This window comes from Catellatospora bangladeshensis, assembly GCF_016862575.1.
GTDB lineage: Bacteria > Actinomycetota > Actinomycetes > Mycobacteriales > Micromonosporaceae > Catellatospora > Catellatospora bangladeshensis.
The window spans coordinates 67,880-89,526 of record NZ_BONF01000019.1 but is presented as its reverse complement, the minus strand read 5'-3'; the positions used below and the strand labels follow the sequence as shown (position 1 = coordinate 89,526).

The following is a 21,647-nucleotide window of genomic DNA, read 5'->3' as shown; positions in this document are numbered from 1 at the left end:
TCGCGCCGCCACTAAAGTGAGCCCGCACCTGGATCGATCGCCCCCTCCCCGCGTTCGAAGGACAGCGAGCCCATGGCCCGTCGAGTCGGCTACCGCGCCAAGTTCCGCTACTGGTTCGACAACACGCTGTCGCGCGGCACGACCGGGCTGATCGGCTGGCTGGGCATCGCGTCCGTCGCCATGATCCTCGTGATCACCGTCGCGCTGGAGCTGGTCGACACCGAGGGCAGGCATCCCGAGCCGCTGCGGCTGCTGTGGGAGACGTTCGTGACCACGTTCAGCCTCTCGGCGCCGACCACAGAGAGTCTGATCCCCACGCTGCTGTGGTTCGTGCTGGCGCTGGGCGGCATCTTCGTCGTCGGCGCGCTGATCGGTCTGCTCACCAGCGGCGTCAACCGGCGGCTGGAGCAGCTGCGCAAGGGCCGCTCGCAGGTGCTGGAGACCGACCACACCGTCGTGCTGGGCTGGTCCGACCAGATCTACACGGTGCTCGGCGAGCTGGTCGAGGCCAACGCCAGCCGCCGCCGCGCCGCCGTGGTCGTGCTCGCCGAGCAGGACAAGGTGACCATGGAGGACCGGGTCCGGCACCGGCTGCCCGACACCGGCCGCACCCGGCTGGTGTTCCGCACCGGCAGCCCGCTGGACCTGCGCGACCTGGAGCTGGTCAACCTCAACGAGGCCCGCTCGATCATCGTGCTGGCCCCGGACGGGGTGCCCGCCGAGGACGCCGACGCGTTCGTGCTGAAGATCCTGCTCGCCATCAACAAGGGCCCGGCGTTCCGGGGCCGCCCGCACCACGTGGTCGCGGCGGTGCGCGACAGCCGCAACCTCGCCGTCGCCGAGCTGGCCGGGGGAGACGCGGTGGTGCTCGACGGCGACGACATCGGCGCGCGGCTCATCGTGCAGACCGCCCGGCAGTCCAAACTGTCCGTCGTCTACCACGACCTGTTCGACTTCGGCGGCGACGAGATCTACATGACCGCCGAGCCGGCGCTGGTGGGGCGGCCGTTCGCCGAGGCGCTGCGCGCGTACCAGGTGTGCTGCCCGCTGGGGCTGCTGCTGGCCGACGGCAAGACCGTGCTCAACCCGCCGCCCGGCACCGTGATCAGCCCCGGCGACCGGATCGTGCTGCTCGCCCGCGACGACTCGATGATCAAGCTGGCGACCCGGCGGTTCCCCGTCGACGAGACCGCGATCGTGCACGCCGTACGCGGCCCGGCCGCCCCCGAGAGCACCCTCATCCTCGGCTGGAACCGGCGCGCCACCCGCATCATCGAGCAGCTCGACGCGTACGTCGCCGCCGGCTCGTCGGTCGACGTCGTCGTCGACCGGCCCGACGCCGGCCCGGCCGTCAACCGGCTCGCGACCCGGCTGCGCAACCTGACCCTGCGCGCCCGCACCGGCGACACCCGCGACCGCGGGCTGCTGGAGACGCTCGACATCGTGGCGTACCACAACGTGATCGTGCTCGCCGACGACGACCTGGACGCGCTCACCGCCGACTCCCGGGTGCTGGTCACGCTGCTGCACGTACGCGACATCCTGGCCGGGCGCGGGCCGGGCTCGATCGTCAGCGAGATGCGCGACGAGCGCGACCGCGCCCTGGCGCAGCTGACCAAGGCCGACGACTTCGTGGTGAGCGAGCAGCTGGTCAGCCTGCTGATGACGCAGATCTCGGAGGACAAGCACCTGGAGTCGGTGTTCGCCGACCTGTTCGACGCCGACGGCGCTGAGATCTACATCCGGCCCGCCAGCTACTACCTGCGCCCGAACGCGCAGGTCACCTTCGCCACCGTGGTCGAGGCGGCCTACCGGCGCGGCGAGGTCGCCATCGGCTACCGGGTCGCCGAACCCGGCGACGGCCACGGCGTCGTCCTCAACCCCGACAAGGACCAGCCCATGCCCGCCGTCGACCGCGTGATCGTCCTCGCCTCCAGCTGACCGCGCTCGCCGCACGCCCCGCGGGCCCGGACCTGCCCTGCAGTTTCGGGGAAACTGCAGCGATCGCGCCCCCGGTGCCTGCAGTTTCCCCGAAACTGCCGACGGCCTGGTGGGGCGGGCCGCGCGGCGGGCTCAGCGGGCCGGGTGCCCAGAACTTTTGCTGGCGCGATCAGAAGTTGTGTCAATCTCGCCTTAACATCTAGACATTCAAAAAGAAGAATCATAAGGTTCCACTCGCCAGGCAACGGCGTGCCGGGCTGATCACCGGACGTAGCGCGACGAAGTCCGTCCAGGTCCAGGCACGCCGCTCCGCGGGCTGCCGCGCCGACGACGGGTCTCGTCGTCCCCCGCTCCCGCTGGAGGAACCGTGTCCAAACCGTCCCGACGAGCGCGCCTGTCCCTCGTGGGCGCCCTCGCCACCCTGCTCACGGCCGCGAGCCTGGCGGGGCTGCCCGCCGCCGCCGCGGCCGCCCCGCCGCCCCAGGAGCCCGGCGTCACGCTGCGCGTCTTCGACATGCCGACCGGTATGACCAAGCTGTGCACGCTGAAGGCGGGCCAGACGCCCAACATCGACAAGCTCATGCCGATCGTCAACTGGACCACCACCACCGACTTCGGGCTGGCGGACAACTTCCTGGTCCACGTCCTCGGCAACGTCAACATCAGCACCGCCGGCAGCTACACCTTCCGCCTGATCAGTGACGACGGCTCCCGGCTGCTCATCGACGACAACCTTGTCATCGATCACGACGGTCTGCACGGGGCGAGCGCCAAGGACGGCGCCATCACCCTGAGCACCGGCTACCACTCGCTGAAGATCGAGTACTTCGAGGCGACCGTCGACAACCAGCTCACGCTGCAGTGGCAGACGCCGGGCTCGACCACGTTCGTCAACGTGCCCAACTCCGTGCTGAGCACCGACGCGGGCGTCGTGCGGGTCACCGCGCCGGGCAAGAAGGAGTGCGAGGCCAGCGGCGACACGCCGGGCGACGGCCTGCCGCTGACCGGCGTGCACCCCAACTACACCCTGATGAACCTGCGCCCGAGCGGCTTCGAGCCGCAGGTCACCGGGTTCGACTGGTTCCCGGACGGCCGCCTGGCCCTGCTCACCTGGGGTGGCTCGGAGACCGTCGCGGGTGAGGTCTGGATCCTCAACGGCGTCACCGGCAACACCAGCCCGAGCCAGGTCACCAGGACCAGGGTGGCCAGCGGGCTGCGCGAGCCGATGGGCATCAAGATCGTCGACGGCAAGATGTACGTCTCCGAGAAGCAGCGGCTCACCGAGCTGAACGACACCAACGGCGACGGGATCATCGACAACTACCGCACCGTGGCGACCTGGCCGTTCGACGGCAACTTCCACGAGTTCGGGTTCGGCCTGCTCTACGAGGCCGGCTTCTTCTACCTGAACCTCTCGGTGTCGATCAACTACGGCGGCGCCACCACCGACCCCCAGGGCTCGCCCAACCGCGGCACGACCATCAAGGTCGACCGCAACACCGGCGCGGTCACCTACGTCGCGGGCGGCCTGCGTACGCCGCACGGCATCGGCTGGGGCCCGGAGAACGGCATCTTCGTCACCGACAACCAGGGCGGCTGGCTGCCCTCGTCGAAGCTGCTGCACGTCAAGCAGGGCCGCTTCTTCAACCACTACATGAACCCGGCCGGCCCGTTCGACAACGCCGCGCCCACCCCGCCGGTGCTGTGGATGCCGCAGAACGAGATCGCGAACTCGCCGAGCACCCCGGTGCTGATGAACAGCGGCCCGTTCGCCGGTCAGCTCGCCATCGGCGACGTCACCTACGGCGGCCTGCAGCGGGCGTACCTGGAGAAGGTCAACGGCGAGTACCAGGGCGCGCTCTACCGCATGACCCAGGGCCTGGAGATGGGCGTCACCGAGGTCAGCATCGGCCCGGACGGCGCGTTCTACCTCGGCGGCCTGCACGGCGGCGGCAACTGGGGCCAGGAGGGCAAGCTCGCCTACGGCTTCCAGAAGCTGATGCCCAACGGCGGCAACGCCTTCGACATCCTGGCCACCCGGGCGCTGCCCAACGGCTTCGAGATGGAGTACACCCAGCCGATCTCGGCGGCCACCGCCACCAGCCTGGCCACCAAGTACAAGGTCAAGCAGTGGCGCTACGTGCCCACCGCGGCGTACGGCGGCCCGAAGGTCGACGAGGAGACCCTGACCGTCTCGTCGGCGACCCTGTCCGCCGACAGCAAGAAGGTCACCCTGGTCATCAACGGCCTCAAGCCGGGCCGGGTGGTGCACATCCGCTCGCCCAAGCCGTTCGCCGCGGCCAACGGCCAGTCGCTGTGGAGCACCGAGGTCTGGTACACCCTCAACGCCATCCCCGGCCAGCAGACCGCCAACAACCTGGCGCTCGGCAAGCCCGCCACCGCGGACAGCTCCTGCGCCACGGCCGAGGGCCCAGCGAAGGCGGTCAACGGCAGCGTCACCGGCGGCACCCTGGACAAGTGGTGCTCGCTGGGCGCGACCAAGTGGATGCAGGTCGACCTCGGCTCGGCGCAGTCGGTGAACAAGTTCGTGGTGCAGCACGCGGGTGCGGGCGGCGAGGACGTCGGCTGGAACACCCGTGACTTCAACATCCAGGTGAGCACCAACGGCACCTCCTGGACGACGGTCTCCACCACGACCGCGAACACGGCCAGCACCACCACGCACAACATCACCGCCGTGTCGGCACGCTACGTCCGGCTCAACATCACCACGCCGACCAACAACGGCAACGGCGCCGCCCGCATCTACGAGTTCGAGGTGTACGGCGGAACCGCACCACCGTCGAACAACCTGGCCCTGGGCAAGACCGCCACGGCCGACAGCTCCTGCGGCACCACCGAGGGCCCGGCCAAGGCCGTCAACGGCTCGGTGTCCGGCGGCAACAGCGACAAGTGGTGCTCCTCGGGCGCGACCAAGTGGCTCCAGGTCGACCTGGGCGCCAGCGCGTCGCTGAGCCGGTTCGTGGTCAAGCACGCGGGTGCGGGCGGGGAGAACACCGCCTGGAACACGCGTGACTTCAACATCCAGGTCAGCGCCAACGGGACCTCCTGGACGACGGTCACCACCGTGACCGCGAACACGGCCAACACCACCACGCACGACATCGCGGCCACGTCGGCGCGCTACGTGCGGCTCAACGTCACGACGCCGACCAGCGACGGCAACGCCGCGGCCCGCATCTACGAGTTCGAGGTGTACGGCACCGGCGGCACCAACCGCATCCAGCTGTTCGACGGCACCAACCTGAACAACTTCGAGAAGACCGACGGCACGGCCGCGACCTGGCCCGTGTCCGGCGGCTCCGCGGAGGTGCTGGGCGGCGACATCCGCAGCAAGCAGGCGTTCGGCGACTTCAAGCTGCACATCGAGTTCTGGCTGCCGAACCTGCCGATCGACGTCACCGGGCAGGCCCGCGCCAACAGCGGGATCTACCTGCAGGACCGGTACGAGCTGCAGGTGCTGGACTCGTGGGGCGACACCACCCCGGCCAACAACGAGTGCGGCTCGATCTACCTGAAGCTCGCGCCGTCGTCGAACGCGGCGACCGCACCGGAGACGTGGCAGACCTACGAGGTCACGTTCCGGGCGGCCCGCTACAACTCCTCCGGCGTCAAGACGGAGAACGCCCGGGTCACGGTCGTCTGGAACGGCGTGACCATCCACAACAACGCGCAGATCGACGGGCCGACCGGGGCCGGCGCGCCGGAGGGGCCGTCCGTCGGCCCGATCCGGCTGCAGGACCACGGCGACGCGGGCGCGAACGTGCGCTACCGCAACATCTGGGTCGAGCCGCTGAGCCTCTGACCCCGTGAACCGGCGGGAGGCGGCCTTCCTGGGGCCGCCTCCCGCTCCTCTGTCCCGCATCGGGACCCGATCTCGCCACCCAACCCACCGCCGGCCCCCCAAGTGCGCCGATCTTGCGCGAACTGTGGGTGCGACACGCTCGAATCAGGCTCAATCGCCCTCGTCACCTGCAAGATCGACCTGATCTTGCCGGGGGCAGGGGTTGATGATCGCTATCTCGTGTCGAAAGGTGCGGTAGAACCGCAGATCATGACACGAAGGCGCGATCTCGGCCCCCAGTCGCGCGACGTACCCCACTGAGTACGGCGGTTCCAGCAATATGCGACCGGGCCGGACGGGAAGATGCATAGGTGACCGGCGAGTGCGATGCCCCGGATCTGCCCGCGGGCGCCGACCTGCTCGCGCTCGTGCGCCGGTTCGAGCCCGTGCTGCGCTACACCGCCGGTGAACTGTTCTTCCCCATGCCCGTCGAGCAGTACCTGGCCGGCGCGGCGCTGTGGTCGTCGCGCCGGGACAGCCGGGGCACGCCCACCCTGCTCGTCGACCACGGCAGCCTCGACCCGGACAAGCTCGCCGAGCAGGCACGGGCGAACCCGGACGCGCCGCTGTTCCTGCGCTACGCGCCGACCTCGTTGCAGCGCCGCGAGCTGCGTGAATGGCGCCGCCGCCCGGACCGGCCCACGTTCACCGGGGTGTCCCGGCTGGCGGCCGTCGGCCTGCTCGGCCGGGTGATCGACTCGCTGATGCGGTTCTCGCTGACGATGCGCGGCCGGGTGCCGGGTGGGCTCACCGCGGCGGTGCAGCGGCAGTACGCCGCCGTCGCCGACCCGTACGACGCCTACCACGCCCATGTCAGCACCGACGGCGGCTACGTGGTGATCCAGTACTGGTTCCTGTACGCGATGAACGACTGGCGGACCAGCTTCGCCGGGGTCAACGACCACGAGTCGGACTGGGAGCAGCTCACCCTCTTCCTCGTGCCCTCCGGCCCGGAGCCGGGCCCGCACAGCGGCGACGGGTACACCGTGGCGTGGGTGGCGCTGTCGTCGCACGACGAGGTAGGCGCGGACCTGCGCCGCCGCGCCGACGACCCGGATCTGACCTGGTCGGGCGGCACGCACATCGTCGGCAACGCCGGGGCGGGCTCGCACTCGGGGGCGTACCTGCCCGGCGACTACCTGGTCCGGGTCCAGCCGCCGGCGCTGGCCAAGCCGTTCGCGGTGGTCAACGCGATCCGCTGGGCGCTGCTGCCGTGGACCCGAAACCAGCCCCGGGCGGGCCTGGGCATCCCGTACGTCGACTACCGCCGCGGCGACGGCGTGCAGATCGGGCCGGGCACCGGCCGCCCCTGGACCCCGATCCTGATCGACTCGGCGACCCCGTGGGTACGCGACTACCGCGGCCTGTGGGGCCTGGACACCGATGACCCGTTCGGCGGGGAGCGAGCTCCGGCCGGGCCGCGCTACGAGCGCAGCGGCGCGATCCGGGCCTCCTGGGCCGACCCGGTGGGCTGGGCGGGCCTGGACCGGGTGCCGCCGTACGCGGTCGCGCCCGGTGCCCGCCGGGACCGCATCGCCGAGCTGGACGAGCTGGTCGCCGACCTCGACGGGCAGATCAGCACCGGGCAGGACGAGCTGCGCCGGGCCGCGTCGGGGCTGGAGGTGCTGCCGTCGACGGTCACCGACTCGCGGCGTGGCGGCGACGGCGCGGCCGCCCAGGTGACCGAGCGGGAGCAGGCGCTGGCCGGGCTGCGGACCCGCCGCCGTGCCGCCGTCAACGAGCGCGACCAGCTGCGCGAGGTCGGCACGGTGGTGCCCGAGCCGCCGCCGCACGCGCACCTGCGGCACCGGGCGGTGCCCGACGTGACGACCCCGGCGGGCGCCCTGCTGCGGTTCTGGACCGGGGCGTCGCTGTCGATCCTGCTGATCCTGCTAGGCCTCGGGCTGCTGTTCGACGTGGGCGGCGGGCTGTGGGTGTTCGTCGCGGCGGTGCTGCTGGTGATGGGCGTCGAAGCACTGCTGCGCGGGCGGCTGCTGCTGTTCCTGCTGAGCCTGGCCATCATCGGCGGCTCGGTGTATCTGATCTGGCTGCTCGCCACCAACCTGCGCATCGCCCTGGGCGTGCTCGCCCTGACCGCCGCCGTCGCCATCGGCGTCGCCAACCTGCGTACCCTGATCGAACGCCGCTGAACTGCCTCAGGGCCGCGGGGCGGCGGCCGGGGGAGGGGTGCGGGGCAGGCGGCTGGCGGCGACGAGGCCGGCTACGGCCACCACGGCGAGCACGGCCATGGCGAGCGCGTACGAGCGCTGCGGGGTCACCGTGATGCCCGCGACGATGATGGTGCCCGCGATCGCGGTGCCCAGGGACGAGCCGAGGTTGGACACGCTGCGGGACAGGCCGGAGATCTCGCCCTGCTGGCTCTCGCCGAAGCTGGACTGCACGACGTTGACCGACGGGGTCAGCATCAGGCCCAGCCCGAGGCCGATGAACAGCAGGCCGGGTGCGAACGCCCACACGTTCGGCGACCACGCGACCATCGCCAGCAGGGCGGCGACGCCGATCGCGGTGAGCACGAACCCGGCCTGGATCAGGGTGCGCTGCGGGCGGCGCTTGGCCAGACGCTCGGCGGCCAGGGAGGAGACGAGCAGGCCCACGGTCGCGGCGGTGAAGATGACGCCGGTCTCGATGGCGTCGTAGCCGCGTACCACCTGCAGGTAGGCCGCGACCGTGAACGAGGTGCCCATCAGGATCAGCCACTGCGCGTTCTGGGTGACCAGGCCCAGGTTCGAGGTGCGGTTGCGGAACAGGGCCGTGGACAGCAGCGGCTCCTGCCCGGCGCGCTCCTTGGCCCGCACCGAGCGGAAGAACAGCACCAGGAACAGCGCGCCGGCGGCGATCAGCGCGAGCATGAGCCAGGCGTTGTCGTCGGCGGCGAGAATGCCCGCGACGAGCAGGACCAGGCCGGTCGCCGACAGCACGGCGCCGCCGGTGTCGAAGGGCCGGGTCGGGTCGGGCGGCAGCGGATCGGGGACCCGGCGGCTGAGCACGACGATCGCCGCGATGACGGCGGCCTGGAACACGAACGCCCAGCGCCAGCTCGCCGCCGAGGTGATCAGGCCGCCGATGAGCGGGCCGGCGGCGGCGCCGATGCCGCCCGCCGCGCTGATCGCGCCGAACGCGCGGGCGCGGGCGGCGAGGCCGCTGAACAGCAGCGTGGTCAGGATGTAGACGGGCGGGATGAGCAGCGCCGTGCCCACGCCTTCGAAGATCGAGTTGCCCAGGATGAGCACGCCCAGGCTGGGCGAGACCGCGCTGAGCAGCGCGCCGACGCCGTACAGGATGAGCCCGGCGGTGAAGCAGCGCTTGCGGCCGTAGCGGTCGGTCAGCTTGCCGCCGGGGATCATCAGCGCCGCCATCACCAGCAGGAAGATCGTGATCGCGATCTGGACGCCCTGGACAGTGGTGTTCAGGTCCTGGCTGATGTCGTTGATCATCACGTTCATGTTCGAGCCGGCGAAGCTGCAGATGAACTGCGCCAGCGCCAGCGGCACCAGCGCCCGGCGCAGCTCGGCCGGGGGCCGTCCGGTCACGTCCACGGCCCCCACCGGCGTGCTCACCGCTGGCCTGCGAGCGAGGGACGCAGGCGGCTCGGCGCCTCGACCCGCACCCGGCCCCGGCCGAACGCGTCCACCCGGCCCCAGCGGCCCGGAATGCCGAGCAGCTCGATCCGGCCCATGCCGGCCGGCAGCGCCGCGTCGACGACCAGGCTGTCGCCCAGCGGCTGCAGGCCGAGCATGGTACGCAGCAGCAGCAGCGGCGCGCCCGTGGACCAGGCCTGCGGGCTGCACGCCGTCGGGTACTGCACCGGGTAGCGGGTCGCCTCGCGCGGGTAGCCGCCGAACGCCTCCGGCAGCCGGCCGTCGAAGTACTCGGCCGCGTCGAGGATGCCCGCGGCGATCTGCGCCGCCTCCTTCTTGAAGCCGTAGCGGCGCAGGCCCCAGGCGATGAACGAGCAGTCGAACGGCCACACCGTGCCCACGTGGTAGCCGATCGGGTTGTAGCGGCCCTCGCCCACGGCCAGCGTGCGCACGCCCCAGCCGGAGAACAGCCGCGGCCCCATCAGGTGCCGGGCCACCGCCCGCGCCTTGGACCGGTCCACGATGCCGCTCCACAGCAGGTGCCCGATGTTCGACGAGAGCGCGTCGACCTGCTTGCCCTCGGTGTCGCGGGCCAGTGCGAAGTACTCCCCGTCGGTGACCCAGTAGTCGCGGTTGAAGCGCCGCTTCAGGTCGGCGGCCTTGCGCTCCAGCTCGGCGGCGTACTCCGGGTCGCGCCAGATCTCGCGGGCCATCCGGGCGCCGCGCACCCGCGCGTCGTAGGCGTAGCCCTGCAGCTCGCAGGTGGCCCGGGGGAAGCCGGGCAGGCGGCCGTCACGGTAGGAGATGGAGTCCCAGGAGTCCTTCCAGCACTGGTTCTCCAGGCCGGTCTCCTCGTTGCGGCGCTGATACCAGAGGTAGCCGTCGCCCATCAGGTCGGCGTACGCGTCGATCCAGTGCAGCGCGGCGCGCGCCTCCAGCTCCAGGTCCTTCACCAGGGCCTTGTCGCCGGTCCAGCGCTCGTACTCGTCCAGCAGCACCACGAACAGCGGGGTGGCGTCGGCGTTGCCGTAGTAGGGCGTGTGCGGCTGGTCCTTGAACGCCGCCGACTCGCCGTAGCGCATCTCGTGCAGGATGCGGCCCGGGTCCTCGTCGCGGAAGTCGTCGATCCGGGTGCCCTGGCGTGCGGCCAGCTCGCGCAGCGTGGTGGCGGCCAGCTCGGGCACGAACGGCAGCGCCTGCAGGCTGGTGAAGATGCTGTCCCGGCCGAACATGGTCATGAACCAGGGCAGCCCGGCGGCGGGCAGGCTGCGACCGCCCGAGGACAGCGGGGCGAAGCGCAGCGCCGCCAGGTCGATCAGGCTGCGCCGGTACGTGTTGTGCAGCGGCTCCCAGTCGCTCTCCAGGTGGGGTGCGTCGGCCAGCCACTTGTCCAGCTCGCCGCCCAGATTCACGGCCGGGGGAGCGAGCAGGATCGGCTTGTCGTCGTAGCCGCGCACGCCCGGCACCACGCGCAGGTCCGCGGTCCAGCCCTGCTGCGGCGCGATGCGCACCTTCCACGTCATACCCTGCTCGTCGTAGTCCGGACGCGGCTGGGCGGTGACCGTCGTGTGCCGGTGGAAGGTCTCGCGCCGGTAGCCGAACGTCAGCTGGTCGCGCTCGGCCTTGGCGTAGAGTTCGCCCTTCTTCTGCTGGGCGTTCTTCACGTCGAACAGGTCGGCGAAGTCGCTGCCCGCGTCCAGCCGGACGGTCAGCTCGACCGGCTCCTCGCCGTGGTTGAGGATCTCCACCCGCTCACGGAAGCCGTCGCTCACCTCGCGCAGCCGCATCACCGACAGCTTCGCGTCGATGTAGACGGTGCCGGTGCCGGGCACGAGGAAGAACTGGGTCTGGTAGTACTGCAGGTCGTCGACGCTGAGCATGGCCAGCCGCTGCCCGTCGACGGTCAGCACCCAGCCGGACAGGAAGCGGGTGTCCCAGGCGAAAAGGCCGGTCGGGTCGGTCGGCGACGCCTCGATGTCGCCCCGGTCGTCGCTGACCACGAACGTGTTGCCGTGCAGGATGCGCACCTGGTCAGCCATGGTCGTACCCAGTGCGTTCCGGGCCGGCGAACAGGCGCTGGCTGAGCATGAGCAGCTCCGGGTCGCCCTCGGCGCCGATGGCGCCGCGTAGGTAGGCGGCCATGGTGTTGTCGGAGCCCTGCAGGATGCTGTCGAAGGTGGCGGTGTCGGTCCGCACGGTGCAGTCGCCGCCGCGGGCGCGCTTGGACACGGCGACGTCGCCGTGGTCGATGTCCACCAGCCAGCGCTGCACGGCCCGGCCTTCGCCGATGTCGAACCTGATGCTGCCGGTGACCCGGCGCAGCAGCGGCTCATGGCCGCGTCTGCCGAGTTCGGCAAAGAACGTCTCGGTCGCCGTGGACATGGCGATCAACTCCTCCGAGAGGGGCGGGTTGTCCTGAGCGTAATACTGGCAGCCGTTTGATGGGCTTTGAATGCGATTCGCGGCAGTGCTGGCAACTTCGCCACATAAGCCCGGTCAAGAGCGCATCGTGTACGCATGAGCAGCGTCTCCGGCAACGGCCGGTCCGGCCCGGCCCGCATGCCCTCACCAGTGGCCGACCTGGCCGGCAACCCGCTCGCCCCGCGCGGCAAGGTCGCCGGGCTGACCTGGGTGCCGTGGTGGGTCTTCCTGATCACCGGCTGCTTCTGGCTGGTCATCGCCTGGGTGGTGCTCGCCTTCAACACCAGCAGCCTGAAGACCGTCGCCGTGCTCGCCGGGATCGTGATCCTGGTGGCCGCGGTCGCCGAGCTGTTCGACATGTTCTTCGCGCCCGGCTGGCGCTGGCTGCACGGCATCCTCGGCATCGTCTTCCTGCTCACCGGGTTCTTCGCGTTCATCAACCCGGGCAGGACGGTGTTCTGGCTGGCCGCGATCCTCGGCTGGTACCTGCTGTTCAAGGGCGCGGCCGACATCGTGCTGGCGTTCCTGAGCAAGCGCGAGCACGACCTGTGGTGGGTCGGGCTGCTCGTGGGCATGCTGGAGCTGCTGCTGGGCCTGTGGGCCGCCGGGCGGTTCTTCCGCTCGGTCGCCCTGCTGGTCGTGGTCATCGGGGTGATCGCGCTGATGCGGGCCATCACCGACTTCGTGATGGCCTTCCGGGTACGCGACATGGTCCGCGCCGCCCGCGCGGAGTGACCTCAGCCGAACTCGGTGCCGAACCACTCGCCCGTGCCGGGACCCGCCAGGCAGTGGAAGATCCACCGGTCCCGGCCGATCTGCACCGGCCACGGCTCCAGCTCCCAGCCGGTGGTGCGGCGCGGGTCACGGCTGCACGCCGCCAGCACCCGCGGGTTGCACACCGCGGCCACCGCCGGATGCTCGATCAGCTCCTCCTGCCGCAGGTAGACGGCATCCTCGGGCAGCTCGCCGGCCGCGAACGTCTCCCAGTAGTGCTCCTCGTCCGGGCGGTAGCGCTTCGGCGTCCGCCCGAGGCCGCCGGGGATGACCAGGCCGCCCCAGCACATCGGCGACGTGGGCACGTAGTAGCCGTCCCGCGCGGCGAACCCGGCGGGCACGGGCAGGCTGCCCGCCGGGCCGCCGCCGGAGGTCTCCTGCCCCGGCGGCGGCGTGGCCGAGCCGACGGTCACCGGGCCGGGGTAGGGGGCCGTCAGGCCGTCGCGCGGCCCCTGCCCGGCGAAGGACGACGGGGTCGGGGTGGGGGTGACCACGACGGTCGCGGCGTTGCCGGGCTCGATCAGAGTGGGCGGCATGGCCCGCTGCTGCTGCGCCACGGTCGGCTCGGCCCCGGGCGGGGGTGCGACCGCGCCGCGCAGGGCCGCCGCGACCTGCGCGATCGCCGCGCCGAACGCGGCCGCGCTCGCCCAGCGCGCCTCCGGGTCGGCCGCCAGCGCCCGCTCGATCAGCGCCGTCACCGGCGCGGGCACCTCCGGCCCCAGCGGCGGGGGCGGCTGGCTGAGCCGCATCATCGCCGCCGCGAACGGGTTCTCGGCGAGGAACGGCCGCCGCCCGGTCAGGCACTCGTACGCGACCACGCCGAGCGCGTACACGTCGCTGCGCGGGGTCGCCGGGTGGCCCAGCACCTGCTCCGGGGCCAGATAGGACAGCGTGCCGATGACCGCGCCGGTCGCGGTCAGCGCCGTCGCGCCGTCGCGCCGGGCGATGCCGAAGTCGGTGAGCAGCAGCGTCCCGTCCGGACGGACCAGCAGGTTGCCCGGCTTCACGTCACGGTGCACGATGCCCCGGCCGTGCACCGCGTGCAGCGCGTTCGTCGCCTGCCCGACCAGGTGCAGCGTGGCCGGCGCGGACAGCCTGCCGTACCGGGTGAGCACCTTGGACAGCGGCTCGCCGTCGACGTACTCCATCACCAGGTAGGCGCCGTCGGGCCCGTGCTGGAAGTCGTGGATGGCGACCACGCCCGGATGGCGTACCCCCGCCATGGCCCGCGCCTCGGCGAGGAAGCGGCGGGTGAAGTCCTCGTCGTCGGCGAGCGCGGCCAGCACCGTCTTCACCGCGACCGGGCGGCCCAGCACCACGTCGGTGGCCCGCCACACCTCGCCCATGCCGCCCGCGCCGATGCGCTCGTCCATGCGGTAGCGGCCGTTGAGCAGTCCGGGGTGGGTCGCCGTCATGCCCGTCACAGTAGGCTGCGCCGGTGACGCTGGCTCTGCCGCCCGGGGAGTTCCGGGCCTACCTGTTCGACTGCGACGGCACCATCGCCGACAACATGCCGCTGCACTTCCGCGCCTGGCAGCAGGCGCTCGGCGAGCACGGCTGCGAGCTGTCCGAGGAGCTGTTCTACGCCTGGGGCGGCCGGTCGGTGCTCGACATCATCGTCGACCTCAACGCGGCGCAGGGCCTGGACATGCCGGTGCCGGAGGTCGACCGCCGCCGCGAGGAGCTCTACCAGGAGCTGCTGCCGGAGCTGACCGCCGTGCCCGAGGTGGTGTGGCACGTCGAGGACGGGCACGGCCGGGTGCCGATGGCCGTGGTGTCCGGCGGCACCCGCGAGCCGGTCTCCCTGTCGCTGTGCACCCTCGGCCTGCTGGACCGCTTCGACGTGCTGGTCTGCGCCGGTGAGTACACCCGGGGCAAGCCCGACCCGGAGTGCTTCCTGCTGGCCGCCGCGCACCTGGGCGTCGCACCCGAGCACTGCCTCGTCTTCGAGGACACCGACCTGGGCATGCAGGCCGCGGCCGCCGCCGGCATGGCCGCTGTTAGGGTGCCGCCGCCGTGGGAGCGGACACCGTCCGCGGCGCTGGGCAACCACTGAGTTGCCGAGGCAACTTCCGGGTTGCCTCCGCCGGGACGGTGTGTGCTCCCCGGGGCCACAACTTCTGGGTTGTGGGTACAACCCTGAAGTTGTGGCCGTAGCGCCGGCCTATACCCGGCTTGGCTCGCGCTTGGGGAACAGCGTGTACCAGACGGGCCAGCCCGCCAGCCAGATCAGCAGCACCACGGTCAGCCGCTGGATCCAGCCCGCCAGCTCGGCGGTGCGCGCGGCGTCGCCGACGTACCAGATGGCCGCGGCCAGCAGCACCACCGCGATGAGCCAGGCCACGAACGCCTTGCCCCACTCGCGCCACTCGTGCCGGGTGCGGGCCGCGCCGTAGCGCGGCGGCGGGACCGGGGCCGGGCCGCCCGCGAAGCGGTGCGCGAACCGCACGTCGGCCCAGCGCACCATCGAGTGCCCGAACGCCACCGAGAAGCCCAGATACGCCGCGGCCAGGCCGTGCGCGAACGTCGCGGTGGCCCCGCGGTGCAGGTCGACGGCCGTCGCCGCGAGCAGCACCAGGTCCACCACGGGCACCCCGACCAGCAGCACCGCCGAGACGGCCGGCCAGCGCAGCAGGTAGCGGGCAGCCAGCCCGGCGCCGAGGATGACCCAGAACCCGATCTCGCACGCGGCGATGACGAACAGCAGCATGTCCCGATCGTCGCCGCCGTTCGGTCCCCGCGCCTCGGAGCGCGGCACGAGAACGGCGTACACCGAAGGATGTAGGCGGCCTCCGTCCCGGGCCGGTCGCCGGACCCCGCGCGATGTGTTGTGATCAAGTCATGACCGCGCGCTGGCCCTCGTGGCGGACCGACCTGGCGATCAGCCTGGTCTCGTTCGCGGGCGGCCTGCTGCTGTACGCCGCGGGCGGCTGGCGCATGTTCCTCGGCGACGGGCCCTGGTCCGGGGCGCCGGACTGGCTGCTGCTCGTGCCGATGACCGTGATGGCGGGCTGCTGCCTGCTGCGCCGCCTCGCCCCGGGCACGGCGGAGGGCATCGGCCTGGTCGCGCTGGCCGCCGACACGATGCTCGGCGGCTCGCTGGGCACCGCGCTGATCTTCACGCAGGTGGTGTACGACGCCTGCGTCTACGGCCGCGCCTGGCTGTGGCGGGCCAACCTGATCGGCGGGGTGGCCGGCTCGGTGCTGGCCGCCGTCGCGGGGGTGCTCCTCTCCGGCGACTGGCGCGGCATCGTGCTGGGCCTGGTCGTCGCGCTGGTCGTGGTGCTGCCCACGGTGACCGGCATCAGCGTGCGGCAGTACCGCGAGCAGGCCCGGATCCAGCGGCAGCGGGCCGAGGAGACGGCGCGGCTGGCCGCCTGGGAACGCCGGCAGGCCGTCGCCGACGAGCGCGCCCGGATGGCCCGCGAGCTGCACGACGTGGTCGCCAACCAGCTCAGCGCGATCGCCATCCACGCCACCGCGGTGCTGTCCGCACCCGACCCCAGCCCGCAGCTGGTCCGCCGCGCCGTCGAGCAGATCCGGGAGAGCAGCGTGTCCGGCCTGGCCGAGATGCGGCAGATGATCGGCCTGCTCCGCGACACCGGCGACGGCGAAGGCGCCGATCCGGCGGCCCGGCCCGGCCTGGCGTCGCTGCCGCAGCTGCTCGCACAGGCCCAGGCCACCGGGCTGGCCGTCGAGGCGCATACGGCCGGCACGGACCGGGCGCTGCCGGTGAGCGTCGACTTCGCCGCGCACCGGATCGTGGGGGAGAGCCTCACCAACGCCTGGAAGCACGGCACCGGCACGGCCGTCCTGCGCGTCGACGCCGACGCCGACCGCGTGCTGATAGAGATGGACAACCCGGTGCGGCCGGGGCCCGCTGCCACCGGCAGTGGGCATGGCCTGATCGGCATGCGGGAGCGGGCCGCCCTGCTCGGCGGCACGCTGACCGCGGCAGCCGTCGACGGCCGCTGGCGGCTGCGGGCGGAGCTGCCGCTGCGGCACGACCCGGCGGCGAGCCGATGAGCATCCGGGTGGTGGTCGCCGACGACCAGCCCGCCGTGCGCTCGGGCATCGTGCTGATCCTGGGCACGCAGCCGGACATCGAGGTGGTGGGAGAGGCCGCCGACGGGGCGCGGGCGGTCGAGCTGTGCCGCCGCGAGCGGCCCGACGTGGCGCTGCTCGACGTGCGCATGCCGGTGCTCGACGGCATCGCCGCCACCCGGGAGATCGTGGCGGAGCAGCTCGCGCAGGTGCTCATCCTGACCACGTTCGACCTCGACGAGTACGTGTTCGGCGGGCTGCGGGCCGGGGCGGCGGGTTTCCTGCTCAAGGACATCGAGGCGGCGGCGCTGGCCGAGGCGGTGCGCACGGTGGCCCGCGGCGACGCGATCATCGCCCCGGCGGCGACGCGGCGGCTGCTGGACCGATTCCTGGCCGCGCCGGGCTGGACCGACCCGGCCGCCGTGCCGGACCTGGACACGCTGACCGGCCGGGAACGGGACGTGCTCGGCTGCCTCGGAGCCGGGCTGTCCAACGCGGACGCGGCGCTGGCCCTGCACATGGCGGAGGCGACGGTGAAGACGCACGTCAGCCGGATCCTGGCGAAACTGGGCCTGCGCAGCCGGGTGCAGGCGGCGATCCTGGCCCGGGAACACGGTCTGCGGCCGCCGTCGTGACCGCCGTGCGGCGCGTAGGGTGGCCGGGTGACCGTTGCACTCTCCGAACTCGCCAAGCGGCTCATCGACGCCGACACCTTCGCCACGCTGGCCACGGTGAACCCGAACGGGTCGCCGCAGAGCAGCGTCGTCTGGGTCAAACGCGACGGCGACGACGTCGTCTTCTCGACCATCCTCGGCCGCCGCAAGACGCGCAACATGCAGCGCGAGCCGCGGGTGTCGCTGACCCTGTTCGACCCGGCGAACCCGTACCAGTACGTCGAGGTCCGGGGCGAGGTGACGATGACCGAGCAGGGCGGCCCGGAGCTGATCCAGGAGCTGTCCCAGCGCTACACGGGCGGCCCGTTCACCGAGCACGATCCGGCCAGCGTGCGGGTCGTGTGCCGGGTGACCCCGGTCAAGGTGTTCTCCCGCTGAGACGCGTTAAGAAGGGCACCTTCCTCTACGCATAGCGTTAAGAAGGTGCCCTTCCTTGTTTCGGTCAGCGGCCCTGGAGGGCCTTGACGTTGTCGCCGAAGGTCCAGTTCTTGGAGCCGTCCCAGTTGATGGACCAGGTCATCAGGCCCTTGAGCTGGCCGTTGTACGTGTTCCAGGCCTGGGACACCAGGGACGGCGACATGTAGCCGCCACCGGCGCCGACCTGCGCGGGCAGGCCGGGGACCTGCTTGTCGAACGGCACCCGGATCGTCACGCCCTGGATGACCAGGCCGGTGTTGAGGCAGTTGGTCTGCGCGACGAAGCCCTGCACGGTGCCCGCCGAGTAGGAGTCACCGGCGCAGCCGTACATGCTGCCGTTGTAGTACTGCATGTTCAGCCACCACAGGCGGCCGTTGTCGGCGTACTTCTTGATGATCGGCAGGTACGAGCCCCAGATCGAGCCGTAGGTGACGCTGCCGCCGGTGACGTACGCGGTCTCCGGCGCCATGGTGAGGCCGAAGTTGGACGGCATCTGCGCGAGCACGCCGTCGATGATGCGGATCAGGTTGGCCTGCGAGGTGGACAGCGTGTTGATGTTGCCGCTGCCGGACAGGCCGGTCTCGATGTCGATGTCGATGCCGTCGAAGTTGTACTTCTTCAGGATCGGCACGACGGTGGCGACGAACCGGTCGGCCACGGCTGAGGAGCTGAGGTCGATGCCGGCGGTGGCGCCGCCGATGGACAGCAGGATGGTCAGGCCGGCCGCCTTGGCCTCGCACATCTCGGCCGGGGTGGCGACCTTGACGCCCGCGTCCATGCCGTCCTCCCACTTCACGGTGCCGTCGGAGAGGATCACCGGGAAGGCGGCGTTGATGACGTTGTAGCCGTGCTGGCGGATGGCTGCGTTGGTGATCGGGGTCCAGCCGAACGGCGGGTGCACGCCGTTGGACGAGCCGTCCCAGTTCTCCCAGTAGCCGTGCAGCACCTTGCCGGTGGGCCGGGACTTGACCGGGCAGGTGGTGCCGCCGGGCGAGGTGGACGGCGACGGCGGGGCCGACACCGACGGGGAGGGCGACGGCGGCCGCGAGGGCGACGCGGACGGCGACGGCGACGGCGACGGCGGCCGGGACGGGGAGGCCGAGGCGGACGGCGACGGCGGGGTGCCGTCGCAGGCGCCGAGGTCCTTCCACAGCGACGGGGTGGCCGCGGGGTTCCAGCCGGCGCCCACGTGCGCGGTGTGGGTGACCAGGGCCTGGTACAGGCGGCCGTTGTAGGTGACCTGGGTGCCGGCGGTGTAGGTGTTGCCCTCGGCCCAGGCCGGGGCGGAGCAGGCGACGAGCGCGGCCACCGGGGTGGGGGCGGCCTGGCCGTTCGGGGCGGAGACCATGGCCACGGCCAGGGTCGCCGTCACGCTGGCGGCGACGGCGATCGCCCAGCGCGCCGAGCGGCGGATCGAGCGGGTGGGAGTGTTCGGCATGGCGTCATTATTAGGAAAGCTTACTGTCAATGTCCATGGGTGCACGGGTGCCAATGTGGTGTTTAAGCATTAGTTAAGAAAGGCCCGCCACCAGCGCGGTGACGGGCCCTCCGATCAGGATCTCCGCGGGCTCAGCGGCGGCGCACCGGCTGCTGCCGGGTGGCCTGCGGCGGCACGTCGGCGACCATGTGCTGCTCCACCTCGGCCAGCGACGGCTCGTCGGCGTCCAGCGCCTCCAGCTGCCCGCTCATGAACTTGCGCAGGCGCGCCCGGTACTCCCGGTCGAACTGCTGCAGGCCCTCGATGCGCTGCTGCAGCGCCGCCCGCTTGCCCTCCAGGCTGCCGACCACGTCCTCGTACTGCTGCAGCGCGTCGCCCTCCAGCCGGTCGGCCTTGGCCTGGGCGTCGTCGAGGATGTCCTCGGCGCGGTGCCGCGCGTCGGTCAGCACCTTCTCGCTCTCGCGCCGGGTCGTCTCCGCGTGCGCCTGCGCCTCGCGGGAGACCTCCACCGCCTTGGCCTGCGCGGCGGCCTGGATCCGGGCGGCCTCCTCGCGCGCCGTCTCGACCATCGCGCGCGCCTCGCGGGCGATCTCCTCGGACTTGGCGCGCGCCTCGGCGTGGATGCGGCTCGCCTCCTGCTGCGCGGTCGCGATGTGCTCGTCGGCGGTCCGCCGGGCCAGCACCAGCACCTGCAGCGCCTGGCGCTCGGCCTCCGGATCGGCGAGCACCGGCTCGGCGTGCTCCAGCACCTCGGCGTCCGCGGCGGCGCCGCCGAACAGGCCCTTGACGCGGCCCTTCAGCCGGTTGTCGGTCATGTGGCGATCTCCTCACCGTAGCGTTCGGACGCCGCGACCGACCTCGGCCGGGCACGTCCCCCAGGCGCGGTACACCACCGGTGAGGGCAGGCAGAATCGTAGCCAACCAGCCGTTTCGGGGGAAGGCTGTTCACCCGGCCCGCCGACCCCGTGCGGGTGCCCCCGCGGACGGGTCCGGTACGTCTGACCTGCCCCGACGCCACGGAAGGCGGAGCAGGCGCCGCCACCGGCCGGCTCCGCCGCGACGATTGTCGCCATTCTGCTCCTTTTCAGGGCGCTCGGCGCGTTCCGGCTGTGACGCCGCCGCGCCGAAGAAGTCGCCGCCCTTGCGGCGTACGTCGTCGGTGCCCCAGGCGCGCTCCCGCGGCGCCTTGACCATGCGCGGGATGTGCTTGGCGCAGTGGATGTACGCCTCCATCACGTCCACCACCACCCAGCGCTCGGCCCGCCGTCCCGGCACCGGGTCCACCGGCAGCTCCGGGCACTCGGCGCGGGCCTGCGCGTCCTCCATGACCGTGGCGCGGCCGTTGACGTGCAGCCCGATGACGTCCTTGACGAAGTCCATGAACAGCAGCCCGACGTGCGCGTTCTCGCTGATGTTGCCCAGGCTGGCCAGCACGCCGTTGCCTCGGTACTCCGGCCACATCAGCCGGGTCGGCCCCACCACGTGCACGAACCCGGCCGGCCCGGCGCGGAACGTGGCGTCGCACTCGCCGTGCGCGTCGGCGGTGGCCACGAAGACCATCTCCTGCGCCCGTACGAAGGTGATCATGCGCTCGTTGAGGTGGTCGAGGACCTGCTGGTCGTAGAAGCGCTGTGCCCGCTCGGCCGTGCCGTGCGCGGCCTGCAGCGCCCGCTCCCCGGCCGATCCCTGGACCACGGCGATGCTCGTCACTGCCGCCTCCCTCCGCCCGGCGTGCGCCGGCGCACGCGATCGAGATTCGCGGATGGGAGGGCGCCCGCGTCGCACATCAGGTGCGACACGGGCCCCGTCAGCGGGTGTTACGCCGCTGGTGCTGCAGCACGCCGACCCCGGCCAGCACCGCGATCAGCGCCCCGAGCACCCAGTACGGCCAGGTCGTGGAGGTGGGGGCGAGGGGCGCGTCCGGCGAGGTGGCGCTGAGGGTCGCCACCGATCCGGCCGTCGGCCCGTGCTCGTCCAGCGCCGGGTCGGGCTGGTTGGTCGGCGCCTGCCAGTCGGCCGGGGCCTGGGTGAGCCTGCCCTGGTAGTCGAAGCGGATCTCACCGGCCACCCGGTCGCCGTCGCTGGCCACCGACTTGTAGGTGATGGTGTAGACGCCGGTCTGCGGCCAGTACCCCACCGGGATCACCGTGGGGAACCCTATGTTGTAGACCTTGGGCTCCCAGTTGCCGTTGACCAGGTTCAGCTCCTGCACCGGCGTGGGCAGCGGCTTCGGCTCGCCACCGGACCAGCCGCGGTCCACCCGGGTGCCGTCCGGCGCGGTGATGCTGAAGAACGCGTTCGAGGCGGGCTTCTCGGTGAAGTAGAGCCGCACGTCCACCAGCGGCTCGGTCACCGTGCTCTTGTCGGCCGGGTCGGAGAACGCGAGCTGCCCGTGCGCCTGCGCGGGCGCGGGCACCAGCGCGACGGCGGCGACGACGGCGAGCACGACCGCGATCTTTCGAAGCATGGCGATG

At 71.9% G+C, this 21,647-nt stretch carries 17 protein-coding genes; 8 read left to right on the top strand and 9 right to left on the bottom strand.

The annotated features are described in order from the left end of the window. Positions 1 to 72 precede the first annotated feature (72 nt). The 3 genes from Cba03nite_RS17800 to Cba03nite_RS17790 all read left to right on the top strand — a co-directional run bounded on the left by Cba03nite_RS17800 (position 73) and on the right by Cba03nite_RS17790 (position 7,956). Positions 73 to 1,941, top strand: coding sequence for a CASTOR/POLLUX-related putative ion channel (locus Cba03nite_RS17800; RefSeq protein WP_203747135.1), 1,869 nt, complete (start codon positions 73 to 75; stop codon positions 1,939 to 1,941). A 367-nt stretch (positions 1,942 to 2,308) separates the two neighbouring features. Beyond that, entirely contained in the window at positions 2,309 to 5,767 is a 3,459-nt protein-coding gene (locus tag Cba03nite_RS17795) for a discoidin domain-containing protein (protein ID WP_239125823.1), read from the top strand. A gap of 350 nt (positions 5,768 to 6,117) precedes the next feature. Continuing rightward, entirely contained in the window at positions 6,118 to 7,956 is a 1,839-nt protein-coding gene (locus Cba03nite_RS17790; RefSeq protein WP_203747133.1) for a hypothetical protein, read from the top strand. A gap of 6 nt (positions 7,957 to 7,962) precedes the next feature. Here Cba03nite_RS17790 and Cba03nite_RS17785 read toward each other — a convergent pair whose 3' ends face one another. From Cba03nite_RS17785 to Cba03nite_RS17775, 3 genes are read right to left on the bottom strand one after another with little or no spacing between them, the layout of a single operon-like run. Then, positions 7,963 to 9,384, bottom strand: a complete 1,422-nt coding sequence (locus Cba03nite_RS17785; protein WP_239125822.1) for an MFS transporter — start codon at positions 9,382 to 9,384, stop codon at positions 7,963 to 7,965. Further along, the gene (locus tag Cba03nite_RS17780) at positions 9,381 to 11,444 is read right to left on the bottom strand and encodes an amylo-alpha-1,6-glucosidase (RefSeq protein WP_203747130.1); all 2,064 of its coding nucleotides are present in this window, start codon (positions 11,442 to 11,444) and stop codon (positions 9,381 to 9,383) included. The genes Cba03nite_RS17785 and Cba03nite_RS17780 overlap by 4 nt, the downstream gene beginning before the upstream one ends. Then, a complete protein-coding gene (locus tag Cba03nite_RS17775; protein ID WP_203747128.1) occupies positions 11,437 to 11,787 on the bottom strand; it encodes an SCP2 sterol-binding domain-containing protein in 351 nt (116 codons plus the stop codon). The genes Cba03nite_RS17780 and Cba03nite_RS17775 overlap by 8 nt, the downstream gene beginning before the upstream one ends. A gap of 135 nt (positions 11,788 to 11,922) precedes the next feature. Between Cba03nite_RS17775 and Cba03nite_RS17770 the strand changes: the two genes are divergently transcribed. Beyond that, complete coding sequence (locus Cba03nite_RS17770) at positions 11,923 to 12,561, top strand: HdeD family acid-resistance protein (RefSeq protein ID WP_203747126.1); 639 nt, start codon at positions 11,923 to 11,925, stop codon at positions 12,559 to 12,561. Between the two features lie 2 nt (positions 12,562 to 12,563). On the opposite strand, the gene Cba03nite_RS17765 is transcribed toward Cba03nite_RS17770, so the two are convergent. Continuing rightward, positions 12,564 to 14,015 (bottom strand): serine/threonine-protein kinase, encoded by a 1,452-nt coding sequence (locus tag Cba03nite_RS17765; protein ID WP_203747124.1) that lies wholly within the window; start codon positions 14,013 to 14,015, stop codon positions 12,564 to 12,566. A gap of 23 nt (positions 14,016 to 14,038) precedes the next feature. Here Cba03nite_RS17765 and Cba03nite_RS17760 point away from each other — a divergent pair, with 23 nt between their 5' ends. Then, a complete protein-coding gene (locus Cba03nite_RS17760) occupies positions 14,039 to 14,656 on the top strand; it encodes an HAD family hydrolase (protein WP_203747121.1) in 618 nt (205 codons plus the stop codon). A gap of 108 nt (positions 14,657 to 14,764) precedes the next feature. Here the strand turns inward: Cba03nite_RS17760 and Cba03nite_RS17755 are convergent, their stop codons facing one another. Continuing rightward, the gene (locus Cba03nite_RS17755) at positions 14,765 to 15,310 is read right to left on the bottom strand and encodes a hypothetical protein (RefSeq protein ID WP_203747119.1); all 546 of its coding nucleotides are present in this window, start codon (positions 15,308 to 15,310) and stop codon (positions 14,765 to 14,767) included. A 131-nt stretch (positions 15,311 to 15,441) separates the two neighbouring features. Between Cba03nite_RS17755 and Cba03nite_RS17750 the strand changes: the two genes are divergently transcribed. From Cba03nite_RS17750 to Cba03nite_RS17740, 3 genes are read left to right on the top strand one after another with little or no spacing between them, the layout of a single operon-like run. After that, a complete protein-coding gene (locus tag Cba03nite_RS17750; protein WP_203747117.1) occupies positions 15,442 to 16,626 on the top strand; it encodes a sensor histidine kinase in 1,185 nt (394 codons plus the stop codon). Then, the gene (locus tag Cba03nite_RS17745; RefSeq protein WP_203747115.1) at positions 16,623 to 17,279 is read left to right on the top strand and encodes a response regulator; all 657 of its coding nucleotides are present in this window, start codon (positions 16,623 to 16,625) and stop codon (positions 17,277 to 17,279) included. Before Cba03nite_RS17750 ends, Cba03nite_RS17745 begins: the two co-directional genes overlap by 4 nt. 27 nt (positions 17,280 to 17,306) lie before the next feature. After that, the gene (locus Cba03nite_RS17740) at positions 17,307 to 17,696 is read left to right on the top strand and encodes a PPOX class F420-dependent oxidoreductase (protein WP_203747112.1); all 390 of its coding nucleotides are present in this window, start codon (positions 17,307 to 17,309) and stop codon (positions 17,694 to 17,696) included. 64 nt (positions 17,697 to 17,760) lie between these two features. On the opposite strand, the gene Cba03nite_RS17735 is transcribed toward Cba03nite_RS17740, so the two are convergent. The 4 genes from Cba03nite_RS17735 to Cba03nite_RS17720 all read right to left on the bottom strand — a co-directional run bounded on the left by Cba03nite_RS17735 (position 17,761) and on the right by Cba03nite_RS17720 (position 21,640). After that, positions 17,761 to 19,173 (bottom strand): carbohydrate-binding protein, encoded by a 1,413-nt coding sequence (locus Cba03nite_RS17735; protein WP_373315757.1) that lies wholly within the window; start codon positions 19,171 to 19,173, stop codon positions 17,761 to 17,763. 131 nt (positions 19,174 to 19,304) lie between these two features. Beyond that, complete coding sequence (locus Cba03nite_RS17730) at positions 19,305 to 19,988, bottom strand: hypothetical protein (RefSeq protein WP_203747110.1); 684 nt, start codon at positions 19,986 to 19,988, stop codon at positions 19,305 to 19,307. A 130-nt stretch (positions 19,989 to 20,118) separates the two neighbouring features. Next, entirely contained in the window at positions 20,119 to 20,883 is a 765-nt protein-coding gene (locus Cba03nite_RS17725; RefSeq protein WP_239125821.1) for a pyridoxamine 5'-phosphate oxidase family protein, read from the bottom strand. Between the two features lie 97 nt (positions 20,884 to 20,980). Beyond that, positions 20,981 to 21,640 (bottom strand): copper resistance CopC family protein, encoded by a 660-nt coding sequence (locus tag Cba03nite_RS17720; protein WP_203747108.1) that lies wholly within the window; start codon positions 21,638 to 21,640, stop codon positions 20,981 to 20,983. Between the last annotated feature and the right edge of the window lie 7 nt (positions 21,641 to 21,647).